This is a genomic window from Mucilaginibacter sp. KACC 22773, from assembly GCF_028736215.1.
In the GTDB taxonomy this organism is placed as follows: domain Bacteria; phylum Bacteroidota; class Bacteroidia; order Sphingobacteriales; family Sphingobacteriaceae; genus Mucilaginibacter.
On record NZ_CP117883.1, the window covers coordinates 7033603 to 7044820 of the forward strand.

Genomic DNA, 11218 nt, shown 5'->3' on the forward strand with positions numbered 1-11218 from the left:
AGCGGTTGCACCATTAAAATCCGGTTTTCTTTCGCTTACTTTGGGGTTTGAATTTTTTTCGGAAATTTAATAGCGAAATAATTTACACTATCTTCCGTACCATAAATGACAATATTAACTATCAGCAATTTACATGGATAAAACTAAACAGTTTTCGGGTTCATGGGCTGTAATTTTAGGGGGGTCTGGCGGCTTCGGGTTTGGGGCTTTGCAAAAGCTTGCCGCACATGGTATGAACGTAGCGGTTTTGTACCGTGAAACCTCCATTACCGAAAAACCACTCAAAATAAAACTTAGGCAGATTGCTGAAGCAAATGGGGTAACCATACTGCCGTTTAACATAAATGCGCTTGAACAAACCGGGCGCGATTTATTTTTAAAACAATTTACCGAAGTTGCTGTACATAAACATTGTGTTAAGTTATTACTGCATTCAATAGCCCGGGGCAATTTAAAACCGCTGGCTACCGAATCAGAAAACGCCGACAGCACTGCTGTTCTTTCAACTGACGATATACAAGCCACAAGCTATGCCATGGCCAATAGTTTACTTGACTGGACGAGACTGTTACTTAACGCCGGGCTTTTTAACGCCGATGCCCGTATTATAGGCCTTACCAGCGATGGGGCGCATAAATATTGGGAAAGCTACGCGGCGGTATCTATCGCCAAGGCATCGTTAGAAAGCCTTGCAAAATACATGGCTGTTGAATTCAGCCGTTTTGGTTTAAAAACCAATCTGATACAGGCCGGGGTTACCGAAACGGCATCATTAAAAAGAATACCGGGCAGCGATAAATTAATTGAACTGGCCACTGCAAACAACCCGATGGGCCGGTTAACAAAGCCCGCAGATGTTGCAAACGTAATATATATGCTTTGTACCGACGAAGCCTTTTGGATAAATGGTGCATTGATTCATGTTGACGGTGGCGAACATTGTTTGTAACTATATTGATTTTTAGAAACATGAATAACCATATACTTAATCATTTACCATACAAATCTACTTTCCGCTTTATTGATAACATTACATCATTAAATGAAAACGGGGTTACCGGCGATTTTACGCTTAAACAGGATGCCTTTTTTTATGAAGATCATTTTGAAGGTAATCCTGTAACACCCGGCGTTATCATTACCGAAATTATGGCCCAGATTGGTTTGGTTGTGCTGGGTATATTTTTGATTATGAAAGAGCCCGGCAATGATTTTACCAGCGATACATCGCTGTACCCGGTGCTTACCTCAACCGATGTTTCTTTTTACAAAATGGTTTTACCTGGCCAAAAGGTGACGGTTATTTCTAAAAAACAATATTTTCGTTTTGGTAAGTTAAAATGCATTGTGGAGATGCTGAACTGCGAAAAGGAAATTGTTGCAAGGGGTACATTTGCCGGCATTATTAAACATCTTGACTTAAAATGAGCAGGCGCGTTGTTGTTACAGGTATGGGGGTGGTATCGCCAAACGGCATCGGGATCAGCACGTTCCTTGAGGCTATACAAAACGGCGTGTCGGGCATTAAATTTCAGCCCTTGTATGAGGAATTGAAATTTAGCTGTCATGTTGCGGGCAAGCCCGATTTTGTACTGGAAGATCTTAAAACCAAAAACTACATATCCGAGGTTGTTTTTCACGGCCTTAAGGGCACCAATATTGGTTATGGCCTTATGGCCGCGCTTGATGCCTGGGCTGATGCCGGGCTGGAATATGATACCGACGAACCCCGTTGGGAAACCGGCTGCATTTTTGGCAACAGCGTATCTGATACAGAGGCCATGAAAAACGTAATAACCCGCGTTGATAACAAAGAAGCCAAAAAATTAGGCTCGCGTGTGGTGGAGCAAGCCATGAACAGCGGGGTTACCTCCTATGTATCGGGCCGTTTAGGATTGGGTAATAAAGTAATTACTAACTCGGCGGCATGCGCTACCGGCACACAGGCTATTTTAATGGGCTACGAAACCATTAAAGATGGCTACGCCAAACGAATGCTGGTTGGCAGCAGCGAATATGTTGACACCTATGTATTTGGCTCGTTTGATTCTATGCGTGTGTTATCCCGTAAATATAATGATCAGCCCGAAAAGGCATCAAGGCCGATGAGTATATCGGCGGGTGGCTTTGTACCGGGCTCCGGTTCGGCCGCCCTTGTTTTGGAAGACCTGGAATTTGCTTTGGCCAGGGGCGCAAAAATTTACGCCGAGGTTTTGGGCGGCTCAACCAATAGCGGCGGCCAGCGCATGGGCGGCTCCATGACGGCGGCTAACCCGCAGGGTGTTATCAAATGCATTGAAGATTCCATAGTCAACTCAAATATCAGCCCTAATGATATCGACCTCATCAGCGGCCACCTGACTGCCACCAATGCCGACATGCAGGAAATTCAAAACTGGTGCAAAGCGCTTGGCCGGGGCGGTGACGATTTCCCGCTGATGAATTCGCTTAAATCGATGATCGGCCATTGCTTAAGCGCGGCGGGGTCTATCGAAGCTGTGGCATCAATATTGCAAATGGAACATGGATTTGTTCACCCCAATATAAACCTGGATGATCCGAATCCCGAAATAGGCAACTACATCAATTTAAACCGTTTGCCTGTTTCGATAGTCAAAAAAGACATCAATATCGTTGCTAAAGCTAATTTTGGTTTCGGCGACGTCAATTCCTGCTTAATATTTTCTAAATTTAACCCTAATGACACGACAAGAGATTTTAATTGAACTAAAAAAAGTTTTATCGCCATATACCCTTGATAAAGAAGCCCTGGCCGGCATAGACGAAAACACCGATCTTATTAAGGACCTGAAAATCAATTCGGCCAATCTTGTTGATATCATTATTGATGCGGAAACCAAATACAATATCGAAATAGATTACGATGCTGCTGATAAAATGGTGAACGTGGGCGGCTGTATTGATGTGATTGAAGAAAAGACTAACCAGCAAACATGACAATAAGCGCCGGTAATGATATTGTAGACCTCCAGGCCATCGACACCGCGCGGACAAGCGACCCCAGGTTTTACAGCAAATTCATTACCGGCCCCGAAATTGAATTACGCAGCCTGCCCGAACTGGCTGGAATGCCAACTGAGCATTTTGTGTGGCTTTTATGGTCGGTTAAAGAGTCGGTTTACAAATTTGAACAAAGGCATAACCCTGATCTTGTTTTTTCTCCCTCAAAAATTATTGTCGGGCATATTAATCCCCCTTTGAGTACGGCGTGTGCTGATGTTGCCTGCGAGGCAATTGAAGGCGAAGGCTTTGATATGCAGCTTTGTTATAACAGCACCATCGCTTTTAACGGGCATACATTTTATTCCCGGTCGATAATTACCAACTGTTATATCGTAACTGTGGTTAACAACAGCGATAATTTCGGGAATATGTATTGGGGTGTTAAGCCTATTGACAATAGCAGCCCCGCATATCAATCAATACAAGTACGCGGGTTTATACTAAAAAAACTCGGGCCTATTTTTGAAACAGGCCATCTGAATATCATTAAAACACCATTAGGCTGCCCAATTTTATATAATGGATTGACCGAAACAACTATACCTGTTTCACTGGCGCACCATGGGCGTTACGTAGCCTATGCATTCCATTTAGCCAATGCACCGGATGCTGTCGGGCACTCAATTAGCTAAGGCCTCTATCTTTTTGATATCGCGGTAACAGATGTATAGCGGTATAAACCCAAAAATTCCAAAACAACAATCAATACAGCGCCAATAAATGGGGATACCACGTATGGGGCCGGCAATAAATGCCAGCGGAAAAACCATAACGCAGGCTATCATTCCAAACTGTATTATCCAGATGTTTTTTACAGGGTTGCGCAGCGCGCCAATAAAAGCAGTGGCTATAACCAGGTGCCCAAATGCCAGCCAATCGGTTCCGTAGCTTAAGTAAGGGTAGTTTTGATTGGTTGTTTTTACGGCCAGGTAAACCTGTGCAATCCAATTGTGGATAAAAACCGGGAATATATTTACGCTGGCCAGGAATGCCAGCTCGGTTTCTATCGGGAAGGCGGTTATCCCGCTTAATACCAGCCCTATAATAAATACAATGATCCAGGTTTTTACTTTTTTGCGTAGTTGAGGTTCGGTTTGCATGATGGGTGTTCAATTTATTTTTAAATGAAATGAAAATCGCCAAGCGATTAATCTATAAATAAAAGCACTTTGACATACAAAGTTGGTTAAATTATTCTAAAAGCTACATCCTTTTTAAATGCTTTGTGATTATATTTGTTGCAAAGGAAATGGTGTCTTCCTACTCAACCGCCCTAAAAAGCTGATGGCGCCTGCGTTAATTACCCGTGGAACGATATTCCGCGCTAATTTTTTGCAGGTGAAAATTTTTCAGATCAAATCCCATTCAAAAACAGGCCGCTGCTCACGGCCCGTATTCCCTTTGTATAATATATCTGCGCATCAACCGGTAAGCATCAATGCTATTATGGTGTTGTTTTGCTTCATCGTTTACAATCCATCAATTTTAAAAACTAAATTAGCATCGCTATAAAATGAACGATAACCTTTTTACGTCCGAACATTTTTCGATAGTGAAAAACCTGCTGAGGTGGACACTTATCATCATCCCCATTGCCATAGTTATCGGCAGTATGGTGGCTTTATTTTTATGGCTGCTGAGCTGGGCAACGCACTTCCGGTTTGCCCATACTTACCTTTTATATTTATTGCCTGTTGCCGGCGTTGTTATCCATTTCATATATAAACTGGCCGGAAAATCGGCCGAAAAGGGAAACAACCTCATTATTGACGAAATCCACCAGCCCGATTGCGGTGTGCCCAAACGGATGGCACCGGTAGTTTTGCTTACCACGGTTATCACCCATTTATTTGGCGGATCGGCCGGGCGCGAGGGTACGGCGGTACAAATTGGGGGCAGCATTGCGCAGGCCTTTGCTAAATGGTTTAAACTAAACCCGGCCGATACCCGCACCATACTTATTGCCGGCATAGCCGCGGGCTTTGGCGCTGTATTTGGCACACCTGTTACCGGGGCCATATTTGCTATGGAAGTTTTAACCATCGGCCGCATACAATACAATGCCTTGCTGCCCTGCTTAATGGCCAGTATTATTGGCGATGTTACTGTTGCCGCCTGGGGCATTCACCATACCGCTTACCATATTGATGTTTTTGCAAACGTGCCGCGCTGGTACGCTACTTATACGGCCTTTGATTTTTTATTGCTGGGTAAAATCGTTTTAGCTTCGGTAGCCTTTGGCCTGGCCAGTTACCTGTTTGCATACCTGGTGCATGGCTTAAAATCTTTTTTTGCAGCTATTGTTCCAAAACCCTGGCTTACCCCCGTCCTTGGCGGATTGATCATTATTGGCCTTACCATCCTGGTGGGCAAACCAGATTACCTGGGCCTCGGGGTCGACCCTGAACATACTGGCGCAATCACCATACCATCGGCATTTAACGCTGGTGGGGCCGATACCTGGAGCTGGCTTTGGAAAACCATTTATACAACCGTTACCCTTGCAAGCGGCTTTAAAGGCGGCGAGGTAACGCCATTGTTCTACATCGGGGCAACCCTGGGCAATACCTTATCGGTTTTAATGGATGCCCCGGCCGGCCTATTTGCTGCCCTGGGTTTTATAGCAGTATTTGCCGGCGCAACCAATACCCCCCTGGCCTGTACTTTTATGGGGATTGAGCTTTTTGGCAGCCAGTATGCGTTGTTTTTCGCGGTAGCTTGTTTTACGGCCTATTTTTTTAGCGGGCATACGGGCATTTATGGTTCGCAACGCATAGGCATTGCTAAAACACCGGGCCGCTACGCCGATGCTGCAACGCTGGCCGAGGCAGATAAACGCAGGCGAGGATATATGCGGCAGAAATTGGCAAAGTATAGGCTAAGGGGAAAATAGCGTTGGCGGGTTGTTAGGGGTTTTGTACTGTAGCGTCGGTTTTTATAACCGTGTTTGGGAAACACAAGGGAGCAACAAACAAAAAAGAGCACATCATATAAGGCCAAAACCACCTATGATATGCTCTCTATTGCTTCTTCTTCAAGTCGGGATGAGAAGATTCGAACTTCCGACCTCCAGCACCCCATGCTGGCGCGATACCGGGCTACGCTACATCCCGAAATAATGTAGGGAGTGCAAATATATAATTTGCAGATTTAATTCAAAACTGTAAATTAAATACAATCCTTTTTCCGTCAAAAGAAAAGCTGTCAGCCGTTATGCAACCCAGATAAAGGGGTTTCGGCCATTATATTGTTAAATATTATAACGTTGCTTTTTATTCGGTTTTGATTTTTTATCTTAACACCCTCGATAAATATAATATCGCCAATATTTTCCGTTTAATTATGTATTTGATACTTTAGCGCCGAACTATGTCAGCTGCCGGGAATTATGAATTACTCATTGAAAAGATAAATATCTTTATAAGGAAGTATTATTTTAATAATTTTTTGCGTGGGTTGATATTTTTGGGCGCCGGCCTGTTTAGCGCTTATGTAATAATTACGCTGAGCGAATATTTTGGAAATTTTAATATTCTTTTCCGCACTATCCTTTTTTATTTTTTTATCCTGCTCAACGCGGGCCTGGTATGTTGGCTTATATTGCCGCCGCTGCTATCATGGCTTAAATTGGGCAAGTCGTTAAGCCACGACGAGGCCGCCGAAATTATAGGCAAACATTTTCAGGGTGTAAATGATAAACTGCTGAACACCCTGCAGCTAAAAAAACTGGCCGCGGCCGATGAAAGCCACCGTGCACTTATCGAAGCCAGCATCAATCAAAAAATCGAATCATTAAAACCGGTGAGCTTTCCATCGGCTATTAACATTCGCGAGAATGCGAAATACCTCAGGTATATCCTGGTGCCGGTTGCCGTTATTGTGGTTATCGCCTTGGCCGCACCATCCGTATTAACCGAAAGTACCAAAAGGCTCATCAGGCATAATGAGTATTTTATACCTGCGGCGCCCTTCAAATTTAATGTGCTCAATAAAACCCTTTCGGCAGTTCAGGGCGATGACCTGAAATTGGAGTTGAAGCTGGATGGGGATAAATTGCCTGCTGATGTATATGTAGAAACCGCCAACAACACGTTTAAGCTTGATAAAGAGAATATCAGCCGTTTTCATTATCAATTTACAAATTTGCAGCAAAACACCAAATTCAGGCTCATTGGCAATGGTTTTACATCGGCACCGTACGAGATTAAGGTAAGCCAGAAACCGGCTTTACTTCACTTTGATGTGGAATTAAATTATCCCGCCTACCTGCATAAAAAAAACGAAACACTTTTAAATGCCGGCGATTTGGTAATACCCGCAGGAACGGCCGTCAGGTGGCTGTTGCATACCCAATATGCAACCGGGCTGCGGTTTTTTATGGACAATGAACCTCGCCTGGCCATAGCCGGCGGTGCCGGATTATTTGAGCATAGCGAAAAAGTTTACAAAAATGCGGCTTACAGCCTTACCCCAATAAACACCCAGGTAAGCCACACCGACCCGGCCACTTATCATATTAACGTAATTTTGGATGAGCCACCGGTAATAAGTGTTGAAGAGAAGCCTGACTCGGTAAGTATGAAATCGTTATATTTTAATGGCAAAATTCAGGATGATCATGGTTTTTCTGCTTTGAGCTTCCATTACAATGTACAATCACCCGGCAATAGCGGCAACCCAAAAACATTTGTAAAACATGTGGCGGCTGATATGGGACAAGCGCAGGCCGATTTCTTTTATTTTTGGAATTTAAAAGATATGGGCATTAAACCGGGCGACCAGGTTACCTATTTTTTTGAAGTGGCAGATAATGATGGCATAAACGGGCCCAAAAAAGCCCGCACTCCCGAACGCAGCCTTCATGTGCCGGATGCCAACGAAGTAACGGAGCAATTGAATGCAGGCACGCAGGCCATCAAACAAAAAATGCAATCGGCCATTAAATTGGCGGGGCAGGTTGAAAAAGAGTCGCAGAAGCTGAACCAGATGCTGCTGAACAAAAACACCCTTTCGTTTGACGAAAAGAAACAGGTAGAAGATTTGCTGCAAAAACGAAAAGACCTGGAAGACCTTGTGAAGGAAATAAAGGACGATAACAAAAAAAATCTGTACAACCGCCAGGAAAGTCAGCAGCAAAATGAAGAGATACTGGCCAAACAAAAACAAATTGAAGATTTATTTAACAACGTACTTGATAAAAAAACAAAGGAGCTTTTGCAAAACCTGCAACAGCTTCTAAACGAACAACAAAAAGATGCCACCCGTGATGAATTGTCTAAAATGCAGATGGACAATAAATCGCTAAAAAAGGAACTTGACCGGATGCTGGAGCTGTATAAAAAGCTGGAGTTTGATCAGAAACTAAACCAGCAGATTGATCAGTTGAATAAACTTGCTGATAAGGAACAAAAACTGTCTGAACAAACACAACAACAGGGTGCCGATAAAAAACAATTGCAGCAGGAGCAGGATAACCTGAAAAAGGAATTTGACGATGTAAAAAAAGGATTTGACGATCTGCAAAAAACAAATGAACAAACCGAGCACAAAAGCGATTTTCAGAATCCCGAAAAGGAAACACAAAGCATAACGCAAAAAATGGAACAAAGCGCCGGCGATTTACAAAAAAACGACAAAAACAAAGCCAGTAAATCGCAAAAGCAGGCTGCTGATGAAATGAAGGATTTGGCAAGCAAGTTACAGCAACAAGACCAGGAGGGCGAAAGCAAAGAAAACACGGTTGATGCCCAGCAGCTACGCGAGTTGTTGAAAAACCTGGTGAACAGTTCATTTAGCCAGGAAAAGCTGATGCAAACACTAAAGACTACCAGCCCCACAGATCCGGCTTACGTTACCCTCTCGCAAAGCCAAAAGGACATTAAAGATAACCTTAAAACGGCCGAAGATAGCTTGTACGCACTTAGCAGGCGCATCCCGCAAATTCAATCAACCGTTAATACCGAGATAAGCAGCATAAACACCCATATAGACCAGGCCCTGGATAACCTGGGCGATAGGCGCACGGCCGAAGCCAACCGCAACCAACAATATGCTATGACATCCATGAACAACCTTGCCCTGATGTTGAGCGAAGCGTTGGACCAACTGCAAAAAATGATGAATAAAAGCAAAAGCGGCAAAGGCAAGCCGCAGTCAATATCACAACTAAACAAAATGCAACAGCAGTTAAACAAAAACATGCAAAAAGCACGGGAGCAAATGCAGCAACAGGGCAATAAACCAGGACAGAGCCAACCCGGGCAAGGCAACATGAGCGAAAAATTGGCCCGTATGGCGCGCCAGCAACAACAGATAAGACAACAGCTGGAGCAGATAAATCGTGAAGAAAATAACAATGGTACAGGTAAATTAGGTAATTTAGATAAAATTTCGCAAGAAATGGAACAAACTGAGCGTGATCTCGTAAACAAGAAGATTACAGACGAGGCGTTAAAGAGGCAACAACAAATACAAAGCCGGTTATTGGAAGCTGAAAAAGCGCAACAGGAGCGTGAGCAGGATCAGCAGCGAGAAAGCCAGGCCGGCAAAAATATACCTCCGGGATACATAAAAGCGTTGCAGGGTTACCAGCAACAACGGGCAAAACAGACAGAACAGGTAAAAACAGTATCTCCGGCACTTAATTTGTATTACAAGCAAAAAATTAAATCTTACTTTGATCAACTTAATGCCAAATAATATGGAACAGGCAAATGTTCAAACCGGCGAATTATTCACGTTACAGCTACCGTCGAACCCGGAGAGCATAACGCAGCTTGAAGCGCTGATAGAAGAGATTGCTGATAAATACCATGTTGCAGATGATACTTTTGCCAACATGATGACTTGCTTAAACGAAGCCGCTATAAATGCTATTATACATGGCAACAAACTTGATGCAACCAAAAAGGTAATTATTAATGCCGATGTTGCCCCAAAGCGCGTTATATGGACGGTTACCGACGAAGGTGAAGGCTTTGATTATAATCACCTGGCCGACCCAACAGCGCCGGAAAACCTGGAGAGCCTTACCGGCCGTGGCGTTTTTATTATTAAACACCTGGCCGACCAATGCATTTTTAACGCAGCGGGTAACGAAATTGAACTACATTTTAAAATATAATGCCCGCCATCAGTTTTTTTGAAGAAGACATTAACTATAAGCTAAAAAATAAAGCCCTTGTGCGCCAGTGGATTAAAGAAACCATTGTTGCCGAGGGTTTTAAATTGAAAGAGCTAAACTACATTTTTTGCTCTGATGCTTACCTGCTTACGCTTAACCAGCAATATCTTGATCATGATACCTACACCGATATCATCACTTTTGATAACAGCGAGGTTAAAGGCGATATTGTGGGGGATATTTTTATATCGATAGAGCGGATCCGTGAAAACGCCGTTAAGTTTGGCCATTCAGAAACAGAAGAACTTCATCGCGTAATTATTCATGGCGCATTGCACCTGTTGGGCTATACAGATAAAAGTGTTGTTACAAAGAAAAAAATGACACAAAAAGAGGATGAGTATTTAGCTAAGCGTAGTTTTATTGGCTAATTTTACCTGCATATTTGTTTAACCATCAATTATTCAAAACCATGAAATTACTTTCTTTAATATTGGGCTTCGTTTTAATGACGGCCGCTCCATCGTCGGTTTACGATTTTAAACTGAAAACTATCGACGGGGATAACTTTTCGCTTGCCAAATACAAAGGCAAAAAGGTATTAATTGTAAACACAGCCTCAAAATGCGGCTTTACCAAACAATACAAAGATTTAGAAGCGTTGGCCGAAAAATACAAAGGCAAACTGGTTGTAGTTGGCTTTCCTGCCAACAACTTTGGCGGCCAGGAACCGGGCACTAATCAGGACATTAAGACCTTTTGTCATGACAATTTTAACGTAACGTTCCCGATGAGCGGAAAAGTTAGCGTTTTAGGTTTAGATATCGACCCATTGTTCCAATATCTTACAACAGCGCCAAATCCTGATTTTACAGGCGACATTAAATGGAACTTCGAAAAGTTTTTGATCGACGAAAATGGCAAACTCATCCACCGTTTCAGGTCGGCAACTACACCAATGTCTGAAGATATTACTAAATATCTTTAATTAGATTTTAGATAATACAGATACTCCAGGGGCTCCGGTTTTTACCGGGGCTTTTTTGTTTTTATCCGCTGCCGGGGCCCGCG

Annotated in this window: 11 protein-coding genes, 1 tRNA gene and 1 riboswitch; of the genes, 10 read left to right on the forward strand and 2 right to left on the reverse strand. The window is 43.2% G+C overall.

Going from position 1 to position 11218, the window contains the following annotated elements; genetic code table 11:
- Window positions 1–133 precede the first annotated feature (133 nt).
- From PQ469_RS29200 to PQ469_RS29220, 5 genes are read left to right on the forward strand one after another with little or no spacing between them, the layout of a single operon-like run.
- Window positions 134–949, forward strand: coding sequence for an SDR family oxidoreductase (locus PQ469_RS29200; RefSeq protein ID WP_274210805.1), 816 nt, complete (start codon window positions 134–136; stop codon window positions 947–949).
- Between the two features lie 20 nt (window positions 950–969).
- Complete coding sequence (locus PQ469_RS29205) at window positions 970–1428, forward strand: 3-hydroxyacyl-ACP dehydratase FabZ family protein (RefSeq protein ID WP_274210806.1); 459 nt, start codon at window positions 970–972, stop codon at window positions 1426–1428.
- Window positions 1425–2726: a beta-ketoacyl-[acyl-carrier-protein] synthase family protein gene (locus PQ469_RS29210; RefSeq protein ID WP_274210807.1), complete on the forward strand. Its 1302-nt coding sequence runs from the start codon at window positions 1425–1427 to the stop codon at window positions 2724–2726. Before PQ469_RS29205 ends, PQ469_RS29210 begins: the two co-directional genes overlap by 4 nt.
- On the forward strand, window positions 2701–2958 hold the full coding sequence (locus PQ469_RS29215) for an acyl carrier protein (protein WP_090637967.1): 258 nt from the start codon (window positions 2701–2703) through the stop codon (window positions 2956–2958). Before PQ469_RS29210 ends, PQ469_RS29215 begins: the two co-directional genes overlap by 26 nt.
- On the forward strand, window positions 2955–3656 hold the full coding sequence (locus PQ469_RS29220) for a 4'-phosphopantetheinyl transferase family protein (protein WP_274210808.1): 702 nt from the start codon (window positions 2955–2957) through the stop codon (window positions 3654–3656). Before PQ469_RS29215 ends, PQ469_RS29220 begins: the two co-directional genes overlap by 4 nt.
- On the opposite strand, the gene PQ469_RS29225 is transcribed toward PQ469_RS29220, so the two are convergent.
- Window positions 3645–4124 (reverse strand): hypothetical protein, encoded by a 480-nt coding sequence (locus PQ469_RS29225; RefSeq protein ID WP_274210809.1) that lies wholly within the window; start codon window positions 4122–4124, stop codon window positions 3645–3647. The two genes, PQ469_RS29220 and PQ469_RS29225, sit on opposite strands and share 12 nt — an antisense overlap.
- Before the next feature lie 136 nt (window positions 4125–4260).
- A riboswitch (Fluoride riboswitch) is annotated at window positions 4261–4325 on the forward strand.
- A 212-nt stretch (window positions 4326–4537) separates the two neighbouring features.
- On the opposite strand from PQ469_RS29225, the gene PQ469_RS29230 reads away from it, so the two are divergent.
- Window positions 4538–5917: a voltage-gated chloride channel family protein gene (locus PQ469_RS29230; RefSeq protein ID WP_274210810.1), complete on the forward strand. Its 1380-nt coding sequence runs from the start codon at window positions 4538–4540 to the stop codon at window positions 5915–5917.
- A gap of 146 nt (window positions 5918–6063) precedes the next feature.
- Here the strand turns inward: PQ469_RS29230 and PQ469_RS29235 are convergent.
- A tRNA-Pro gene (locus PQ469_RS29235) sits at window positions 6064–6137 on the reverse strand.
- A 256-nt stretch (window positions 6138–6393) separates the two neighbouring features.
- On the opposite strand from PQ469_RS29235, the gene PQ469_RS29240 reads away from it, so the two are divergent.
- The 4 genes from PQ469_RS29240 to PQ469_RS29255 are packed head-to-tail and all read left to right on the forward strand — an operon-like array spanning window position 6394 to window position 11135.
- Window positions 6394–9723 carry a DUF4175 family protein gene (locus PQ469_RS29240; protein WP_274210811.1) on the forward strand — a complete coding sequence of 1110 codons (3330 nt, stop codon included), beginning with the start codon at window positions 6394–6396 and terminating at the stop codon, window positions 9721–9723.
- A 1-nt stretch (window position 9724) separates the two neighbouring features.
- A complete protein-coding gene (locus tag PQ469_RS29245) occupies window positions 9725–10147 on the forward strand; it encodes an ATP-binding protein (RefSeq protein ID WP_090637941.1) in 423 nt (140 codons plus the stop codon).
- Entirely contained in the window at window positions 10147–10578 is a 432-nt protein-coding gene (gene ybeY / locus PQ469_RS29250) for an rRNA maturation RNase YbeY (protein WP_274210812.1), read from the forward strand. Before PQ469_RS29245 ends, ybeY begins: the two co-directional genes overlap by 1 nt.
- Before the next feature lie 41 nt (window positions 10579–10619).
- Complete coding sequence (locus PQ469_RS29255) at window positions 10620–11135, forward strand: glutathione peroxidase (protein ID WP_274210813.1); 516 nt, start codon at window positions 10620–10622, stop codon at window positions 11133–11135.
- Window positions 11136–11218 lie beyond the last annotated feature (83 nt).